The following is a 19,321-nucleotide window of genomic DNA, read 5'->3' as shown; positions in this document are numbered from 1 at the left end:
TTAAATTATTCTCACCGACTTACTTATTATGACCCTTGTTCCTGGTATTAAGTATAAATAATAAATTTGGAAAACTTTCCATGCTATTTGATGCATTTAAAAATCGTAAATCTCCTAAAATCGAATTTATTAAGACTGACCCAACCTGGCGCGTAGCATGGGGAACAATTGATGAAAATCATCAAGATATCGCTTGGCGAGATGAAAAAGTTTCTGTAATTCTCCCACGCACAGCTTCGGGATTTCAAACGGAAAAATTAGCAATCAGTTCCGGAGGACGATTTGTCGTTGTTGGTGATGTTTGGTTAACTAACCGAGTGCAGTTGCTGCAAAAGTTGGGAATTGAACTGGATAGCTTTAAAGGAAGTTCTCTGCAACTGGTTGCCAATCTTTGGGAACGATGGAGCAATGAATGTCTTAGGCAACTTGTGGGGATGTTTGCGTTAGTGGTTTGGGATAGAGAAAAACAGGTATTGCGGTTAGTTCGCGATCGCATCGGTGTTCGTACCCTCTATTACACTACCACTGGTTCGGTTCGTTGGATTGCGCCTCAACTGAGAACTTTATCACCCCATCGTTCATCCGATTTAGATTTGGTGGCGTTGCGAGATTATCTTTGTTGTGCCTTTGTTCCAGGGGAACGAACGCTTTGGGAACAGGTGCGGGAACTTCGACCTGGAACTGTTTTAGAATTTCCCGACCACAAAATTGAAGCTTATTGGCAGCTTCAAGAACAGATTATAGCAATAGATCAGCCCTTAGCATGGCATGGCGATCGCTTGCGAGAACTCCTAGACCAAGTTGTTCAAGAATATTTACCACCAGCAAATGAACCCGTCGGCGTTTTTCTTTCTGGCGGTTTAGACTCTAGCGCTATCACTGCTTTAGTCGCAAAATTCCACAAAGCACCAGTTCACACCTTCTCGATTCATTTTGGTTCCGAATGTCCCAATGAGTTAGAATTTTCCAATCTCGTTGCATCCCATTGCCAGACGCAGCACCACATTTTAGAAATTACTTTTAAGGATATGTGGTCACGTCTACCGGAAACAATGGCCTATTTAGATGACCCCATTGGCGACCCACTGACTGTTCCCAACCTTTTGCTGGGACGACTGGCGAGAGAAAGCGTAGAAGTAGTTTTAAATGGTGAAGGTGGCGACCCCTGTTTTGGTGGGCCAAAAAATCAGCCAATGCTAATCAATAGTTTATATCGCTCTGTCACCAATCAGGATGCATTGCAAGCTTATTTAATTTCCTTTCAAAAGTGCGCTGTTGACTTACCGCAACTTTTAAAACCAGAAGTTTGGACAGCAGTACAAACCGCGCCTTGGGTTTTTGAAGAAGATTTATCTTCTCAAGCTAGCTATCTCAATCGTTTGATGGCAATGAACATCAAATTTAAAGGCGCTGACCAAATTCTGACGAAAGTCAGTAACTTGACTCAAGCAGCCCTTTTGCAAGGTCGTTCTCCCCTGTTTGACCAACGAGTAGTAGATTTAAGCATGGAAATTCCTCCAAATTATAAGCTTTCTGGAGTGGAAGAAAAAGCAGTTTTAAAGCAAGCGATTACCTACGGTACGTCTTCGACCGCAGATATTTTACCAGATACAATTATTCATCGTCCCAAAAGTGGCATGATGGTGCCGGTGCAGTTAGGATTTCGGAAATATTGGCAGCAAGAAGCCAGAGATTTATTGCTTAATCGGAATGCAGCTATTACTCCTTACTTAAACCAGTTGCCAATTTGCAATTGGTTAAACTATCAGGGAGATACTTGGAGTCGTTATGGTGTCAAGCTGTGGTTACTTGCTAGTTTAGAAATTTGGTTACAAGTAAATAAAAAAGCGTAGTAGTCAAAGCAAAAAAAGAATATGCGATGACTAAGTAAGTCAGCAGGATGCAGCAAGTAAGAAAGCTTATACACTAAACTTTGTAAAATTTTTAAACTGGATAGCTAGTTCTATAAAGATAAATTTCTCAAAGCCAGTTGTAGATAAGCTAATGGGGTTTTCATTGTTGTTAAAAGTAATGTTGGCACTTTTAAGTACTTTTGCAACAACGCTATCAATACGGTTCGGTTAAAGTGCATAGGCCTTAAAGATCCCCCTTAGTCCCCCTTAAAAAGGGGGAAATAGAGCCATTTTGAGCAAGCCTTAAAAAGGGGGGTTGGCGGGATCGAATCTTATCCGAACCGTATTGACAACGCTATTTAAATGAAAAATCACAGAGAGCGATCGCCTAACCCATGATTCTGCTTAGTGATAATACTCAACGAGACTCTGTTGAATACAATACAGTTCAGTTAAGCATTTATTTCTTCTCTCAGTGCCGCGCCAGTTGCTTCAAGTCTCTTAACCGCAAGGGCGTACTGGCTTCTCTGCGCCTAATAAGGTTCGTTAAAAAACTTGACTTTGCTAAAAGGTTTTAGCCAAAGCCTTAGCGTATTGCTGTTGAATATATCCAATTTCTGCCACTTCTATTGGCTGGCGCTGATGATGAGAATTTTTACCAGCATCAGCAGATTTAGTTTCAAAGTGCGATCGCTCCTCAGTTTTCTTCTAAAAATGATGTTTTAAGAGTTAATTTACCTTGAATTTCGGGAATTATCATAGTAACCACCAAAATTTATTATAAAACAACATTCATCCAAGTAATAATGCTTAAATTAATTGCTCGTATCCCGGACTATAGTATTGCAAGTTTAATTTATGAAGCTACTGCCACAGTAATTTATCGAGCATACTCCAAGGCTAACGGGCATTCAGTTGTCATCAAACTGCTCAAAGCAGAGTATCCTGCTGTCAAAGAGATTGCTCAGATCAAGCACGAATACGAAATTATCCAAAACTTGAACATTGCAGGTGTAATCAAAGCCCATGAATTAATCAGTTACGACAACGGCTACAGTAATGGTCTAGCAATGGTTTTAGAAGACTTTGGTGGAGAATCTTTAAAAGCTCAGATATCTAATACAGGCTTTGAACTTACGAAATTTCTCAACATCGCCGGTCAAATTACTGAGACTTTGGGAGAGTTACATACCCACCACATTATCCATAAGGATCTTCAGCCCGAAAACATTCTTTATAACCCCAATACCGAAAAAATAAAATTTATTGACTTCAGCATCGCTTCGCTGCTGTCAAAAGAAAGCCCAGAAATCAGTAGCCTCAATCTCCTAGAAGGAACACTGGCTTATATGTCGCCAGAACAAACTGGACGCATTAATCGAACTTTAGATTATCGTACAGATTTTTACTCATTAGGTGTAATTTTTTACGAAATGCTCACGGGTCGGCTCCCCTTCCAGAATGCTCAAGACCCAATGGAATTGGTGCATTGTCACATTGCGAAAATTCCAGTAGCTCCGCACGAGATTAATCCTAATGTACCACTGGCAATCTCTGCGATCGCTATGAAACTTCTGAGCAAAACTGCTGAAGACCGCTACCAGAGTGCTTACGGGTTAAAGGCTGACCTAGAGCAAGCAGGGATACAACTGCAAACAAAAGGCAGCATTGACCTTTTTAACTTAGGTCAGCAAGATTTTTCGCATCAATTCCAAATAGCTCAAAAACTTTACGGTCGGGAAGTAGAAGTGGCAACTTTAATGGCTGCCTTTGAAAAAGTTAGCCTTGGGGAGAGCGAAGTTGTCTTAGTAGGAGGATATTCCGGTATCGGCAAATCCTCATTAGTTAACGAAGTTCACAAACCGATTGTGCGGCAACGAGGTTACTTTATCGGTGGCAAATTTGACCAACTCAAGCGAGATATTCCTTATGCTTCTTTGATTCAAGCATTTCGAGAATTGATGCGACAACTGTTAGCTGAAAGCCAAGCCAGAGTTGAGGTTTGGAAAAATAAATTGCTACAAGCATTGGGAGTTAATGGTCAAGTTATTATTGATGTCATCCCGGAAGTAGAACTGATTATTGGGCAGCAAGCGCCTGTACCGCAGTTGGGGGTTGCTGAGTCTCAAAACCGTTTTAATCGGGTGTTTAAGCAATTTATTCATGCCTTTACTGCTGCTGAACATCCCTTAGTACTGTTTTTAGATGACCTCCAATGGGCAGATGCTGCCTCTGTGAAGCTGGTCGAGAATTTGATGACTGACCCAGAAAGTCAGTATCTCTTGCTGATTGGGGCTTACCGAGATAACGAAGTTAGTGCTACCCATCCACTGATATTAATGCTAGAGGCAATTCGAGCATCTGGGGTTACGGTTGAAGAGTTGCTCTTGAAGCCATTAGCAATACCTCATATTACTCAACTCGTTAATGATACGTTCAATTGCGAATCATCTCAGGCAGAACCTTTAGCTGATTTGTTGTTTCAAAAAACCCAAGGTAATCCCTTTTTCTTGACTCAGTTACTAAAAGTACTACATCAAGATAATCTCTTGACATTTGATTATCGTTCGGGTTTATGGCAGTGGGATCTTAGCAAAATTCAGGAACAAGCCATTACCGATAATGTAGTCGATTTAATGGTGAATAAAATTCAAAGACTCTCAGAACCAACGCAGCAAGTTTTACAATTAGCTGCTTGTGTTGGAAACCGTTTTAATTTAGAAATTCTAGCTGTAGTCAACGAAAAATCTGCATCAGCAACAGCAATTGATTTATGGTCAGCTTTGCACGCGGGATTAATTATACCCTTAAGCGATACTTACAAAATTCCTCAGTTGTTGAATCAGTCGGAATTGGCAACATACTGCGATACTGCGGTACAAGTTGACTATAAGTTTTTGCACGATCGCGTTCAGCAAGCTGCCTATTCTTTAATTCCAACCGACCAGCAGCAACAAGTACACCTGAAGGTTGGAAAATTACTATTACATAATACTGAAAAAGCCCAGTTGGAAGAACATCTTTTTGATATCGTCAACCATCTTAATGCTGGCAGTTCATTGATTGTGGAACCAGCAGAAAAATATGAACTGGCAGAATTAAATCTGAAAGCAGGTCAGAGAGCAAAATCATCGTCGGCGTTTGTAACTGCACTCAAGTTGCTGGAAATAGGGATGAATTATTTACCTGAAAATAGCTGGCAAGATAAATATTTGCTCACATTAACTTTATATTTACAAGTTGGAGAAGCAGAATTTTTAAATGGTAAATATGAGCAAGCTTTGCTGATTTTTGAGCAGACTTTCAGCCAGGTTAAAACTACTCTTGATATGTGTCGAGTGAATGAATATCGGATTATGTGTTATCGCATGGAGAATGATTTAAACTCCGCATATAAAATTGGGCTAAATACTTTGGAGCTTTTAGGCTTGGAGTTTACAGCTTATCCCGATGATGCATATCTATTGGAAAAACTTAATCAAACAAAAAAAGTTATTGGCGATCGCTCAACTTTTAGTCTCGCAGAACTACCACAAATGCAAGACGAAGAGAAGCTAATGGCTCAACGCATCTTAAAAGAAGTCTGGCCCATTGCCTACTTTTTAGGATCTAAAGCGTTGCATATCACATCTATGAACATAACTCAACTTTCAGTTCAGTATGGCAACTCACCAATTTCTGTATTTGGTTACATGCTGTATTCCTTCAACTTAGTATTTCAATATGGTGAGGTAGATTCAGGTTATGAGTTTGGTGAGCTATCTTTGCATTTGCATGAAATTTTCAGAACGAAGGAATTAGAAGCGAATATTTTGAATATGTGGGGAGGTTTAATATGTCATTACAAAGACCATATTAGCCAGGCAAAACCTTATTTATTGAAGGGATTTAATAGTGGTTTAGAAACAGGTTCTTATCAATGGTCTGGTTATTGTTCAGTTAATTTTTTATGGCAATGCTTATTTGGGAATGAATCTTTAGAAAAAACCGCAGAAGTAGCTGAAGATTTTATTCCTAGCCTCCGCAAGATTGACAAAAATATGTTGAACTACCATCTGCTGGCTATGGAAGCGATCGCTAATCTGACTAAGCCAGCAGGCAAGATTGACGAGCTTGTTGGAGATTGGGCAGATGAACGGCAGGTGCTAGAGTTTGCATTGGCATCTTCGGATATGTTGAGTGCATTTGTAGTTTACATCTATAAACTTGCGCTCTGTAACTGGTATGGAGATTATACCAAAGCTGTTGAGTATGCAGATAATGCCGAAAAATTTGTTGGGGGAGCGCGAGGAATTTTTATTAATCCTGTTTTCTATTTTCACCAAAGTATTGCCTTAGCTGGGGCTTATGCGGAGGCAGATACCGCAACTCAAGCCATTTATCTGCATAAACTAAATGCCAACTTAGAAAAATTCCAGCAATGGGCAATGCACTGCCCAACTAATTATCAACATAAGTTCCTGCTGATTCAAGCTGAAATTGCTCGGATTTGTAAACAAGATTATCAGGCAATGGAGCTGTATGACCTTGCGATCGCTTCTGCTGCCGAAAACGGTTATTTACAAAATGAAGCCTTGGCAAACGAACTCGCATTTCGATTTTACTTAGCCAAAGGTAGGAAAAACTTTGCCAAAGTTTATTTTAAAGAAGCCCGCTATGGCTATTTAAAGTGGGAAGCTACAGGTAAAGTTCGGCAACTGGACGAACAATATTCCCAAATTTTTAGAGATACAGTCGAGCGGCGTACGGCTACAAAGCAGATTCGGGATATTTCTGAAGTTAAAACCCAAGTTCTAGATATCAGCACAGCGATTAAAGCATCCCAGGCACTCTCAAGCGAGATGGAGTTAAATCCTCTGCTGGAGAAGATGATGACGATCGCGATCGAGAATGCTGGGGCCCAAATGGGTTATCTACTTGTAAAACGAGAGAACCAGTGGGTGATTGAAGCCGAAGGAAGCATTGATCGAGATCAAGTGACAGTGCGATCGTCGAGTCTGTTTCAAGTAAAGCATAAATTGCCAGTTTTGCTGATTAACTATGTTGAAAGAACAAAAGAAAATTTAGTTTTAGACGATGCTAGCCACACAGAACGTTTTGTGAGTGACAACTATATTGTTGCCAATCAACCCAAATCAATTTTGTGTTTGCCTTTCTCTCATCAGGGTAAGCTAACTGGAGTTCTTTACCTGGAAAATAACCTCACCACCGGAGTCTTTACCGCAGAGCGATTAGAGGTACTAAACTTATTAACTTCGCAAGTTTCCATCTCTATAGAAAATGCTCGGCTCTACACAAATTTGCACATATACTCCCAGGAGTTAGAGATTTCAGAAACACAAGCGCGTGAGAAAGCAAAACAGCTAGAACACACCCTCGATGAATTGAAGCTTACCCAGTCTCAGATGGTGCAAAGCGAAAAAATGTCTAGCTTGGGGCAGTTGGTAGCAGGGGTTGCTCACGAAATCAATAACCCAGTCAGCTTTATCTACGGCAACCTTACTTACGTTAATAATTATGTCAAAGACTTGATGAGTGTAGTAGAACTTTATCAGCAGCAAAACCAGAATTTACCGCCTAAAGTTCAGAATGAGATAGATGCGGTTGACTTAGATTTTTTGATGGAAGACTTACCTAAGCTGTTGGCTTCCATGAAAGGGGGAACCGATCGCATTCGCCAGATTGTATTATCTTTACGAAACTTTTCCCGTTTAGACGAAGCTGAAGTCAAAGCCGTTGATATCCATGAGGGCATTGATAGCACCCTGATGATTTTGCAAAATCGGCTTAAACCCGAACCAAACTCTCCCGGAATTCAGGTAATACACGAGTACGGCAACCTGCCACCCGTAGAATGTTACCCTGGCCAACTAAATCAGGTATTTATGAACCTGATCGCTAATTCGATTGACTCTTTGGAAGAATTTAACAAACATCGGACTTATGCCGATATCGCACGTCAGCCAAGTATCATTACAATTCGTACTACTGTTGAAGGCGATTTTGCCGTCATCCGCATTGCTGACAACGGCTCTGGTATCGGCGAAAATGTGCGGCGGCAACTCTTCACACCCTTTTTTACTACCAAACCTGTTGGTAAAGGCACTGGTTTAGGGCTATCTATTAGTTACCAGATTGTGACTAATAAGCATCGAGGACAGTTGGAGTGTGTATCAGTTTTAGGACAAGGGGCTGAATTTATGATCTCTATCCCCCTTAAGGCAAGGCAGGGGGCAGGGGAGGCAGAGAGAGCAGGGGAGGCAGAAAAATTGTAGGTTGGGTTAAGCAAAGCGCAACCCAACAAAGCCCCCGAAATGTTGGGTTACCCTGCGGGATCTTGCTACGTTCCTGAACCGAACCTACACAACTTTTCTCCCCCTGCTCCCTTATCCCCAGTCTCTAATAAATAAATTAGCAACCCAACAAAGCCCCGGAAATGTTGGGTTTCGTTCCTCAACCCAACCTACACAGTTTAAGGTTTTTAGCGTTAACTGAACTGTATTGCCCCTGCTCCCTTATCCCCAGTCTTTAACAAATAAATTAGTGCCTCAACTAAAGCTTGATTTTGTTCATCAGTACCAACAGTAATGCGTAATTTATCATCTAATCCAGGCTGCTTGAAGTAGCGGATTAAAATTCCTCGTTCCTTCAGTTTTTGATAGAGATATTCGGCGTTTCCTTGTTTTGGCTGTACCAGTAAAAAGTTAGTTTGGGAATCCCAAAGGTGAAAACCTAATTGTTTTAAGTCTGTTGCTAACTTAGTCCGCGATGCTTTAATCTTTGCCACACAAGCATTTTTATAAGCTTGATCGGTAATAGCAGCCGTGCCAATTGCACAAGCGATCGCATCAATGTTATAGCTATCTTTCACCTTAAACAATCCCTGCAACAGCTTGGGATTTGCCACCCCAAATCCCAGCCGTAATCCAGCCAACGAGTACCCTTTAGAAAGTGTGCGAATTACGATAACGTTTTCATAGTCTTCTACCAAAGCCAATGCATTCTCTTCGGTAAAATCTACATAAGCTTCGTCAATCACTAAAACTCCAGACAACTGGCTGGCTAATTTTCGCAGATCATTTGTTGCTACCACATGCCCCGATGGACTATTAGGCGATGCAATGAATGTCACACATCCATTGGCAGCAACCAGTTCTTCCAAAGGTAAACTGTAGTCATCGCTGTAAGGAATCTCAATAATTTCCGCAGCTTGCATTTCTGTTAATGTGCGATATAGCACATAAGTTGGTATTGGATAAACTACTTTCTTTCCAGGTTCTGCACAGGCTCGAATCACCACACTCAACAATTCGTCACTGCCATTTCCCACAATTATCCAATCCCTAGGAACACCTAAAACTTTACTTGCAGCTTGCCGGAACTCCCCCCCGAAAGGTTCTGGATACCGCCGCAACCACTCGCCATCAATATTCCGCAGCACAGCTAGCGCCGCAGGCGAAGGAGGATAGGGGTTCTCGTTACTGTTGAGTTTAATAATCTGTGTACCGCGTTGAGGCTGCTCACCGGGAATGTAGCTAGCCATTGCATCAACATTAGAGCGAAAGTAGTTGGTCATAGAGCATGAAATATGGAAAAAACAGATTTTTATTAGTTAAGAGTTATTTAATTTTGGATTTTAGATTTTAAATTTTAGATTTCTTCTTCAATCCAAAATCCAAGTTGCGCTGGAAGCGCACCAAAGGTGCAACCCAAAATCTAAAATTGGCAGAGTTAGGAGTTCACTAGACATTCAATCCTTGGTTCAAGGGAAGCAAGCTACGCGTAGTGTTCCGCAGAAAAGGTATTATCTGTTAGAGAATAACTGTTAATCTACCTGATTTTGGGCTTAACCCAGAAGTATTGAGACAGCACCTTCTAAAAACAACAAAGACCGCCGATACATTTTAGAACTTGGCATAATTAACTCTTCGCTATATTGTTTTTAACCCAGCAAACACTCGTAAGTCCCTATAAGGAGAAGGGAGGAGCAGGGGGAGCAGGGGAGGCAGGGAAAGCAGGGGGCAGGGGGAGAATACTAATGACAAATGACAAATGACAAATGACAAATGACAAATCATTACCGATATATTATTTTTTACAAACCCTATGGCGTTCTCAGCCAGTTTACAAAAGATGCTCCCACACATAGCACCCTGAAAGATTATATTGATGTACCTGATGTGTATCCTGTGGGACGCTTAGACTGGGATAGTGAAGGGTTGCTGCTGTTAACGAACGATGGGCAATTGCAACATCGTCTCGCCCATCCGCGTTTTGGTCATAAACGTACTTACTGGGTACAGGTAGAGCGAATTCCAGATGCAGATGCGATAAAAAGGTTGCAAACTGGTGTGGAAATTCAAGATTACCGCACTCAACCAGCAGAAGTTAGGCTATTACCACAAGAACCACAGCTACCTGAACGTACTCCGCCGATTAGATTTCGCAAAAATGTACCGACAGCTTGGCTAGAAATGACTTTGACAGAGGGAAAAAACCGCCAAGTACGGCGTATGACTGCGGCTGTAGGGTTTCCGACTTTGCGGCTGGTTAGGGTTAGCATAAGCCACCTACAATTAGATGACCTACAATTGGGTCAATGGCGCGATCTCACCACATCTGAACTTCAATTTCTGCATAATTTCAGTAAATCGAAAAGTTTTCCTGCAAAGGGGAATGCTCTATAACAAGAATTCGATTTTCTATTGTGAGCCTGCGACTTCCAATCTGATACCATTTTGGATTTTAGATTTGGGATTTTGGATTGGAAACCGCTTAGTGTATCTGGGTTTTCTCTGTCCATCTGTCGCAATCATTTTTAAAATTGGTATGATGGGCATTTTGCACATTGGGGATGCACTGGCTATATCAACCAAAACTTTGAACAATATACATATCATTTCCTGTATCCCCCACTAAAAGCAAGCTACTGTCATCACTTTCTAAATTTTGACTGCCAGCAATACCCTTTTGCAGAACTTTAATTATTCTTTGGGCAGTGAAAGATTCCAATTCTACAAAGTTTCCAGATTCTAACCATGCTAGTTCTTCAGCAGATAAACTTTGACGAACTTCTTCAGGCAATTGTTTAGCTGCTTGCGCCGACTCTGGAGAGGATTGAATGAACATTCCGCGTTTAGTAGCGATAATTTGACGTGGCGTTAATCCGATATCAATAATTACAATCTCGCTATTGAGAAACCAGTTAGCATTGGTTCTCAAATTATGAACTAAACCAATTCCTCGTGGATTGCAATCATGTATTGCATAGACTTTCAAATCGGGATTGCGGCGGAGCATTTGCATTGTGGTGTCAAAAATGCTTTGAGGATATCCAGTAATGCTGAGAATTGCACAGTTATTTTCAAAGTGAAAATTATTAGCAATTAATAGTTGAGCAATAGTAGCAGTATCACAAACGACTAATCTATCAAAACTGTAAACAGTCACATCAGGATTAACCGTGGCTGGTCTATTTTCCTGGTTTGGAGAAGGAAGAATTTTGAGAATTGAACCATTGATTTGCTGCCAACGATCTAGCCAACCTTGAAAATCATTTTGAGAAAATAAAAACTCCTGTGGAAATTTAGTTGGTCGTAGCTGTCGAGTTCCAAAGTATATTGATAACATTCCTAGAAGAACGGCGATGACAAATAGACTAAACGAGTTATATATAATTAAAGCAGCATAAATTCCTACAGCAAGAATTATGCCTCCTATTATTTGTAAGCATCTAGCATATTCTTTGCGAGACTTAATGTTTGTTTTGTTTGATGTGGATTTTGTATATAAATATAAGATGAAGCATATATTAAATAGAATAGATACTATCATGAAAGAATTAGCACCAAACAAGAAAGAAGCAAATCCACCTATGAACCCTGGTGCCCAAATATTAAAAAATAAATATATAAACAACAAACCAAATATTGAAGCAGACTTGGCTTTTATCCGATTATCTAATAAATAAAGCAGTTGCTTGGGTGTAAAAAATAAGGTGTGATTTGCAGAAATATCAGCGATCGCCTTTGCAAACATAGGGTCAGTAATCTTAACATTACTCATACTAGTCGGTTCAAAAGCAAAGGGATGATTGCATTTTATACACCGACCTTGATTAGCTGTCCGGTCTTTTAATTTATTGTCAGTTCCGCAGTTAATACATTTCATAATGGTTGTTGGATGTTAGTTATTAATTGTTAGTCAATACGGTTCAGAGCAGACTTGATCCCCCCTAACCCCCCTTTTTAAGGGGGGAACTATCAAGCATTTGATTTGTTAATAAAACACTGTAGTCTTCTCGTTGGCGAATTAGGCGATGTGTGCAATTTTCTAGCAAGACTTCCGCAGGTTTGGGGCGGTGTAAAAAATGAGACGACATGGCATAACCATAAGCACCGACATCTAGAATGGCAACGATATCACCAATTTCTAACGCTGGGAGTTGGCAATTTTTCCCCAGGTAATCTCGTGAATAGGTGGTGTTACCACAAATATCAGTTTTGAATAGGGAGACGCGATTAATCGCGTCTGTACAAGAGATGCGATTAATCGTGTCTGTACAGGAGTGGGGAGTGGGGGATTTATTTGCTTGCTTCCAAGTGATAATTTCTCGGTAGCCGCCGTGTACTGAGGGTACTGAAAGATTAGCAACGGTGGTATCAACTCCAACAATCTGTTTTTCTCCTTGCCATTTCACAGAAACAACTTGAGCAAGCAACGTGGCACATCCGGCGATCGCACTTCGTCCCGGTTCAATTACCAAATCAATTTCCCGTCCTAAACGAGTAATTCTCTTGGTTAACTCAGCCCCAAATATTTCCCAGGCAAAGGCTGTTTTATTGTGATGATATGGGTAGCCAAAACCACCACCAAAATCTAAATATTCCCAATCTGGTAACTGTTGGGCTGTGGCGATTACTGTATCAATTACCTGGGTAAAAGCAGTTGTGGCATTAGTTCCAGTTCCTCGATAGAAGTGTAAACCACTCAGCTTTAGTCCAACCTCACCAGTTAAAGCGATCGCATCACCAAATTCTTCAGGACGTACACCAATGCGGCTATCTCCCGTAATTTCTGGCAAATTGAGGCGTAAACCCAGGCGAATATATTTCTCTCTGCTTTTGGGCAAAACTTCGCAGCACAACTGCAACTGAGCCAGACTATCAAAATTGAGAGTTGTAACTCCCCAATTCAAGACTTGTAGCATCTCAGTCCGATTCAAATTACTACCGCTATAAACAACCTCACTAGGATCGAAACCAGCTTGCAATCCCAGGTAAATATCTCCTGGCGTATTGGCGTGAAGTCCCCATCCAAATGAGCGAAAAATTTTTAACAGCGCAATGTTGCCATTGGTAACACTGGCAAAACGAAATTGTGTGCGCGGATAGCTGACTGCTTTGGTAATCCCCTCAATAGTTTCGTCCAAGCGATCGCCATTATAAACATAAAGCGGAGAACCGTAAGTATTTATTAACTCCTGCGCCTGTTCCCAAGAAAATGGCGGACTAAGGGAATTTTGAAAGTCATAAAATTTCTTGTTCTCCATAACTTAAACTTATTTTCTCCCTATATCAATTACGAATTACGAATTACGAATTACGAATTATCTTGTAATTTCTCCATAGCCAACGAGGTAACCAAAACGGATGATCCCAGGAATGTTTACTTAGTTTTTCATTTAAAACATGCGATCGCCAAAGTTGCCACATAATCAGTAACCAGAGAGTCTCACCAATTCGCCGTCCTTGAATAGCTGCTCCTAGTTTGCCTTCAACGATTTGTGCCGCGATGTCAGGATAAAAGTGATTGTTGGCACGAAGTATCTCAGGATTGAGCCAAATGCCCAGTTGATGCCAAAAATCATTTAAACACCAAGAAGTTAAGGGAACCCCCATACCCCGCTTTTGTCGCCAGACAATTTCCGGCGGGAGCCAATTTTCTACAGCCCGCTTGAGGATATATTTTTCACAGGCTCCCTGCAAACAGAGTTCTCCAGATAGGCGGAATGTCCATTCTGCTAAAGGTAAATCACAAAAAGGCGATCGCACCCATAATCCATGAGCAAACCCCAATGCAGTCGCACGGGGATGGATATTCTGTGCCCCTTTGAGCATCAGACTGGCGCGGCGCAAGCGATGTAGCAAAGATGGACACTCATTGCGATCGAGAGCCGCCAATAGCCAATCTTCAGGATGCAAATTTTGGATTTGTGCATAGACCTCTGGCTGATAAACTTGAGATTCGTATCCCCCAAGACGGTGAAAGGTGCGGAGATATTGCTGGATAAAAGTTTCCTGTCCGGCGGGATTTTCTGCTTGATAAACACCTGCGGCAATTAAAGGTTTGTTCGTCCAACCGGCAAATAATTGATCTCCCCCTTCGCCGTTAAAAATCACCTGAGTTTCCTGACTCGCCCTCTGAGATAGGAGATACAACGGAACACACACGCCATCTCCAAAGGGCAAATCCAATGCTTGCACAGTAGGAATTAGGGCATTCTTGATCGAACTTGGGGTTATTGCAACTTTAATCAGTGGAATTTTGAGAAACTGGGCGACTTGTTCAGAGTATGGATATTCTGGAATGCCTGCCTCACCGAAATCTAAAGTGTAGGCGCGGACTTTCACCCCTGCTTGCACCAGCAGCCCCGCCACCACTGAAGAATCGAGTCCGCCAGAGAGCAACACCCCAACAGGCTCATCCTTTAAATCGGCAATTTGTCGCTCAATCGAGTCTTTAAGAAGAGTTTGCAATTCGGTAATTGCTGTAGCTTCATCTGTTAAATGTTCTGAGGCTTCCCGCCACGAGTGGATGTTCTTAGATTCAGGCGATCGCAGCTTACCTGATTGACAATCACTCTGCCAAACTAATTCAGTTCCCGCCGTCACTGCAAACACTCCATTAACAGGGGTTAAGGGTGTTGGAACGTAAGAAAAACAGCTATAGCCATATAATCCAGAAATGCTAACTTCTGACTGTTGCAAAATCGGTAAGAGTAGTTGCAGTTGAGATGCAAACCAGATCACTTGTCCTTGTTGAGTCCAATACAAAGGCATCTTTCCGAAAGGTTCTCTACCCAAAATTAGGCTGTTGTTTTCCTGTAGACTCACCCAAGCATCGGGTAAACTGAATAATCCTGATGCAGAGATAGCAGCAACTTGATTATTAGGACTTACGCAGAAGAGATCCCCCAACCCCCTTAAAAAGGGGGCTTTCAAGGTTCCCCCTTTTTTAAGGGGGGTTAGGGGGGATCTAGATTTCAGGTGTTCAGCGTGTAAGTCCTGATTTTGTCGTGCTGAGGAATTTCCATCAAGTCCTATATAAACAACATTCCAGATGGGAAGAGGATAATTTTCCTGTGGAGATAACTCGCTTTTCAGACCTAACCCCCTAACCCCCAACCCGTGGCGGGAAGGGGGAAAATTCAAAGCCTCTCCCCTTTTAGGGGAGAGGTTTGGAGAGAGGTTTTCCAGAACACTACTTAACAGCGCTTCCAACTCGTGTTGAGCGCCGTAACCCCAATAACCAAGAAAGTGATGCGGGATGTTGCCCATCTGGACTATTTAACTTCAAAGGTTTCATCACTAATCTGCCGACCTTCCAAGAACATCTGCACCTTCCAATTGCCAACAGTTGCAGCAGGATTAATAATGTAGCGACACTGGGTATCCCAGACAGACGTATTAATTTCGCGGGTTTGATAGTTGTTTTGCTTGACAATTTGACCACTTGGGTCAATCCAATTACAAGAGAGAGCCAGCTTTTTACCCAAGGGTGCATCCTTTAAAGTGACACGGTAAGAAATTTCTGGATTGGTTTGACGGGAAATTGTCTTCAAGTCACCGCCACTATTTTGCACCAAGGTGATGCGGTCTTGTTGAGCAGAAACACGAGAGAGTGTAGAATTCTGCTGCTGCATGAAAAATATTGTAGATGCAATGACCACCACTACAACTGCCACAACTCCAGAAGTAATCCATCGATTCCGGCGTTGTTGTATTTCCAGTGCTTGGCGGCGATTTAACTGAATCAGCGCTTCATCCAATAACTCTGGCGGTAAATTTAACTCCTGTAAAATTTCTCTAATCTGCTGTTGGTCTAATTCCGCTTCCCGACGCACTTGCAGACCTTCTACTTCTGTAACTATTTGTGATAATTGCTCTTGAGTCAGTTGCTGCGTCATAGCTTAACTCCTGTTAAAAAAACTTTATGGCGATCGTTGATTACGTGCAATCAGAAGAAATTTATATTAGACATCTCATATGATGTCCGGGCAATTAAGCATAATACCCGGAACCCCACCCCGCATTTGCTGACGCAAACGCTCCCCTCCCCGCTTGCGGGGAGGGGTTGGGGGTGGGGTTCTTTTATTATGGGTAACTTGGCGGACATGATATCACTTTTGTAGGTACATCATAAGCTACAAAATTAAGTTGTTGCTTTTCGGATTCTTTCTAAGATATCTTTCCGAAAGCTTTATTTATTTTGAACCAATCTAAAATCCAAAATTGATATGACTCAAGAACAACAAACGGCAATTGAAGGTATCTATGAAGTCTGTATCGGCATCCCAGAGGCAATTTCTGCAATTCAGTATTGGGAGCAATTTGGCTATCGCATTGGTGAAATGGGTGAATTAACCGCAGATGTAGCCAATCAATTATATGGGGTGAATTCATCTTTACGCTCAATCCGCCTCTACCACCAAAATGCAGATCATGGTTTGATTCGGCTAATGCTTTGGCAAAACCCCACCCATGAAGGTTTGGGAATAGCGTCAATGAAAATTAAGGGAAATCGCTGGGCGACAAGCTTAACGGCAGATGTTTTAAGTATTTTAAATCATATAGAGGATGCAAAAGCGGCAGGTTTGCCTATTAGGTACACTAACCCTTATTGGGAAGTCATCTATAACAAAGAGAGGAAAAGCCGTCCTTTTATTGAGCCAGCAGTTGGTGTACGAGAAATGCTGCTACTACAACCCTTAGCTCGACAGGTTTTATTTCAACGGTTTGGCTATACACTACCGCATTACGGACAAGTTAACCATAATGCTGCTCTCAAGACTAGTCAGTTTACCCACCTGGGAATCATAGTTCAAGATGACAGCAAAGAAACGCTGAAGTTTTATGAAGAAGTTTTGGGTTTGCTGCGTGTGCGTGATGATGTTGAAACTAGCTATGAATCTTCACCAGCAGGTAAAGATATTTTTGACCTTAACCCTGGTGAAAAGTTTATTGTCACGACTTTTGATGATCCCCGTTCTTCTAAGTCTGACCTGATGGCTGCACGTAGTGGTAGACTTTACATCATTCGATTCCCAGAATCTATTAATTTGGAATCGCGCTTTGAAGCTGCCCAACCAGGTAGCTTGGGTATGTCTTTATATACATATCGCGTAAAGGGAATAGAGGAGTATTGCGATCGCATCAAAGCAAGTACTGTACAAAAAGTTACAGACATCATTATTAATGAGTTTGGTGAGACGAGTTTTTCCTTCGTTGCGCCAGATGGCTACTTCTGGACTTTGCTAGAAGGTAAATAACGTCTCCCCCAAATCAAGAACTGTTGGAGAATTATTGAATGCTGTTGGCGAAGTCGTATTTGCCTCCACGTTCAAGGGCGCGTTCGTAAGCAGGTCGTGCATGGATGCGCTCGATAAATTGCTTAATCTTTGGTCGGCTTGAGATGAGTTCAGCTTCCATAGCGACTATTTCCAGAGGAAAGCTCATTTGGATATCGGCGGCAGTAAATTCTTCGCCTACAAACCACGTACTCTTACCAAGTTCACCTTCTATGTAGTCAAAGTGAAGCTTGATCTGGGGTGCGATAAATCCTTCGTTTACGCTGGTGTCTCCTGTAGCAAAACGGTTGAAGACGAGGTTCATCACTAGAGGTGGCATTGCAGATCCTTCAGCGTAATGCAGCCAATACGTATAGCGCAGACGCTCTGACGTACCGGATGGCGGGATTAGCCGACCATTGCCGTAGCGACTCACTATGTATTCGATAATAGCACCCGACTCAGCAACAGTCTCTTCTCCATCTGTGATTACTGGTGACTTGCCAAGTGGATGGACTTCACGCAGCGATGTTGGTGCCAGCATCGTCTTTTCATCGCGTTCGTAGAACTTAATCTCGTATTCTATACCTAATTCTTCAAGCAGCCATAGCACACGCTGCGATCGCGAGTTGTTGAGATGATGGACAACGATCATAATAGCTACTTTTTCACAATCGGGTTGATAGGAGCTTTTGCTCATCTCAACTTATCATCAGTTCCCCCACTCTTCATCTATCTGGTGGTTTGTCTTGCGTCTTAGTGTAGATCAAGCGATTGGCAGTTTCCAGATGAATCAAGTGGCGATCGCTGGAATGGCAATTTTGACTTCTTTGAATTCTTTAGGGTGAGGCTTTAGACCCAACTTTTCGGTAATTTAGCTTAGTGGTCTGTCAAGTCAACAATGTTTAGTAAACCAAGTTTTAAGCTGATATGCATCTAAATTATATAAACATTCTTTATAATCGTTGACGGTTGACGGTTATCGCTCATCAGTCAACGGTCAACAGTCATCAGGTAAATGTACAAGTTAAATGCGTAACAGCTTAGAATCTTTCTCTCTTTTTCTCTGTGTTCTCTGTGCCTCTGCGGTTCGTTATTCCAGCAAAGTTAGCTTGACAGACTACTATATTTGTGCGTATTCCTCTTGCCATTATTGCTGCCAATAACGGAATCAAGCCAAAAAGTGACCAATAATTCAGATTTTCATTGACTACGAACCCACAATCATTAACAGGGGTTGCTACTGCATTCCCTGGTGATTCCAGCTTTGACTCCGAAGAACTAGCTGGTATCGACTTTGTTATGGTCTTCATTTTAAAGTTTGATGGTTGTAGATGAACATAGGAATAATCCAGCCTTACAGTAACGGGTTTTTAGAAGTTGTACCAGAGAGCGATTATTGGCAGATTGCAGCTATACACATCAATGGCCAAGCCTACTGCCCTACTCCTCGGCTGTATCGATCAGAAAAAGTGGCATTAGCAAAAGCTACACAAATTTATGATTGGCTAGCTGACCACGAAGGAGAAATTAGTGGTGGGGGTTACTACTGCTCTGAATTGAAACTCATTCTATGGCAGCAACCGAAAGTATCTTAGTACAGTTTTGCATAAAAGCGTAGCGTTTTTAATGCAGGGGAACACATTGGCATTGTCAGCCGACACATTGGCATTGTTAGCCGACGCATTGGCATTGTTAGCCGACGCATTGGCATTGTTAGCCGACGCATTGGCATTGTTAGCCGACGCATTGGCATTGTTAGCCGACGCATTGGCATTGTTAGCCGACGCATTGGTATTGCAGGGTATTGCCAAATTTAATTCACTACGAATTAATGAAACTCTGTATTTAGTTAACTTTGTATTAATAGCTGCTTAGAGTAAGCCTGTAGTCCCTGCCT

The 19,321-nt window shown here is 41.8% G+C and carries 13 protein-coding genes; 7 read left to right on the top strand and 6 right to left on the bottom strand.

Annotated features, from left to right (window positions below; genetic code table 11):
- Nucleotides 1-80 precede the first annotated feature (80 nt).
- Nucleotides 81-1,853, top strand: coding sequence for an asparagine synthetase B family protein (locus LC653_RS11125; protein ID WP_229494536.1), 1,773 nt, complete (start codon nt 81-83; stop codon nt 1,851-1,853).
- Nucleotides 1,854-2,659: 806 nt separating this feature from the next.
- A complete protein-coding gene (locus LC653_RS11120) occupies nt 2,660-8,128 on the top strand; it encodes a trifunctional serine/threonine-protein kinase/ATP-binding protein/sensor histidine kinase (protein ID WP_229494535.1) in 5,469 nt (1,822 codons plus the stop codon).
- A gap of 212 nt (nt 8,129-8,340) precedes the next feature.
- On the opposite strand, the gene hisC is transcribed toward LC653_RS11120, so the two are convergent.
- Nucleotides 8,341-9,429, bottom strand: a complete 1,089-nt coding sequence (gene hisC / locus LC653_RS11115; protein ID WP_229494534.1) for a histidinol-phosphate transaminase — start codon at nt 9,427-9,429, stop codon at nt 8,341-8,343.
- 490 nt (nt 9,430-9,919) lie between these two features.
- Here hisC and LC653_RS11110 point away from each other — a divergent pair, with 490 nt between their 5' ends.
- Nucleotides 9,920-10,540 carry an rRNA large subunit pseudouridine synthase E gene (locus tag LC653_RS11110; RefSeq protein ID WP_229494533.1) on the top strand — a complete coding sequence of 207 codons (621 nt, stop codon included), beginning with the start codon at nt 9,920-9,922 and terminating at the stop codon, nt 10,538-10,540.
- Nucleotides 10,541-10,721: 181 nt separating this feature from the next.
- On the opposite strand, the gene LC653_RS11105 is transcribed toward LC653_RS11110, so the two are convergent.
- The 4 genes from LC653_RS11105 to LC653_RS11090 form a co-directional block, all read right to left on the bottom strand.
- Entirely contained in the window at nt 10,722-11,918 is a 1,197-nt protein-coding gene (locus LC653_RS11105; RefSeq protein ID WP_308189072.1) for a toprim domain-containing protein, read from the bottom strand.
- A gap of 169 nt (nt 11,919-12,087) precedes the next feature.
- Nucleotides 12,088-13,404: a diaminopimelate decarboxylase family protein gene (locus LC653_RS11100; RefSeq protein ID WP_229494531.1), complete on the bottom strand. Its 1,317-nt coding sequence runs from the start codon at nt 13,402-13,404 to the stop codon at nt 12,088-12,090.
- 43 nt (nt 13,405-13,447) lie between these two features.
- Nucleotides 13,448-15,412 carry an asparagine synthetase B family protein gene (locus tag LC653_RS11095; protein WP_229494530.1) on the bottom strand — a complete coding sequence of 655 codons (1,965 nt, stop codon included), beginning with the start codon at nt 15,410-15,412 and terminating at the stop codon, nt 13,448-13,450.
- A 5-nt stretch (nt 15,413-15,417) separates the two neighbouring features.
- A complete protein-coding gene (locus LC653_RS11090; RefSeq protein WP_229494529.1) occupies nt 15,418-16,041 on the bottom strand; it encodes a DUF3859 domain-containing protein in 624 nt (207 codons plus the stop codon).
- Between the two features lie 330 nt (nt 16,042-16,371).
- Here LC653_RS11090 and LC653_RS11085 point away from each other — a divergent pair, with 330 nt between their 5' ends.
- Nucleotides 16,372-17,403: a VOC family protein gene (locus tag LC653_RS11085; protein WP_229494528.1), complete on the top strand. Its 1,032-nt coding sequence runs from the start codon at nt 16,372-16,374 to the stop codon at nt 17,401-17,403.
- Nucleotides 17,404-17,434: 31 nt separating this feature from the next.
- Here LC653_RS11085 and LC653_RS11080 read toward each other — a convergent pair whose 3' ends face one another.
- On the bottom strand, nt 17,435-18,076 hold the full coding sequence (locus LC653_RS11080) for a glutathione S-transferase family protein (RefSeq protein WP_372478159.1): 642 nt from the start codon (nt 18,074-18,076) through the stop codon (nt 17,435-17,437).
- Nucleotides 18,077-18,113: 37 nt separating this feature from the next.
- Between LC653_RS11080 and LC653_RS11075 the strand changes: the two genes are divergently transcribed.
- From LC653_RS11075 to LC653_RS11065, 3 genes are all read left to right on the top strand, one after another.
- Nucleotides 18,114-18,269, top strand: coding sequence for a hypothetical protein (locus LC653_RS11075; protein ID WP_229494526.1), 156 nt, complete (start codon nt 18,114-18,116; stop codon nt 18,267-18,269).
- A gap of 486 nt (nt 18,270-18,755) precedes the next feature.
- Nucleotides 18,756-19,019, top strand: a complete 264-nt coding sequence (locus tag LC653_RS11070; protein ID WP_100902524.1) for a hypothetical protein — start codon at nt 18,756-18,758, stop codon at nt 19,017-19,019.
- 31 nt (nt 19,020-19,050) lie between these two features.
- Entirely contained in the window at nt 19,051-19,299 is a 249-nt protein-coding gene (locus tag LC653_RS11065) for a hypothetical protein (RefSeq protein WP_229494525.1), read from the top strand.
- The last annotated feature ends 22 nt before the right edge of the window (nt 19,300-19,321 follow it).

Source organism: Nostoc mirabile CHAB5784, assembly GCF_020829645.1.
Taxonomy (GTDB): Bacteria; Cyanobacteriota; Cyanobacteriia; order Cyanobacteriales; family Nostocaceae; genus Nostoc; species Nostoc mirabile.
This window is presented reverse-complemented; position numbering and strand designations above follow the sequence as displayed.

Coding starts and splice junctions, on each gene's coding strand:
- LC653_RS11110 (WP_229494533.1), top strand. CDS start 9,920: ATGACAAATCATTACCGATATATTATTTTTTACAAACCCTATGGCGTT.
- LC653_RS11100 (WP_229494531.1), bottom strand. CDS start 13,404: ATGGAGAACAAGAAATTTTATGACTTTCAAAATTCCCTTAGTCCGCCA.
- LC653_RS11095 (WP_229494530.1), bottom strand. CDS start 15,412: ATGGGCAACATCCCGCATCACTTTCTTGGTTATTGGGGTTACGGCGCT.
- LC653_RS11105 (WP_308189072.1), bottom strand. CDS start 11,918: ATGAGTAATGTTAAGATTACTGACCCTATGTTTGCAAAGGCGATCGCT.
- hisC (WP_229494534.1), bottom strand. CDS start 9,429: ATGACCAACTACTTTCGCTCTAATGTTGATGCAATGGCTAGCTACATT.
- LC653_RS11090 (WP_229494529.1), bottom strand. CDS start 16,041: ATGACGCAGCAACTGACTCAAGAGCAATTATCACAAATAGTTACAGAA.
- LC653_RS11080 (WP_372478159.1), bottom strand. CDS start 18,076: ATGATCGTTGTCCATCATCTCAACAACTCGCGATCGCAGCGTGTGCTA.
- LC653_RS11120 (WP_229494535.1), top strand. CDS start 2,660: ATGCTTAAATTAATTGCTCGTATCCCGGACTATAGTATTGCAAGTTTA.
- LC653_RS11070 (WP_100902524.1), top strand. CDS start 18,756: ATGAACATAGGAATAATCCAGCCTTACAGTAACGGGTTTTTAGAAGTT.
- LC653_RS11085 (WP_229494528.1), top strand. CDS start 16,372: ATGACTCAAGAACAACAAACGGCAATTGAAGGTATCTATGAAGTCTGT.
- LC653_RS11065 (WP_229494525.1), top strand. CDS start 19,051: ATGCAGGGGAACACATTGGCATTGTCAGCCGACACATTGGCATTGTTA.
- LC653_RS11125 (WP_229494536.1), top strand. CDS start 81: ATGCTATTTGATGCATTTAAAAATCGTAAATCTCCTAAAATCGAATTT.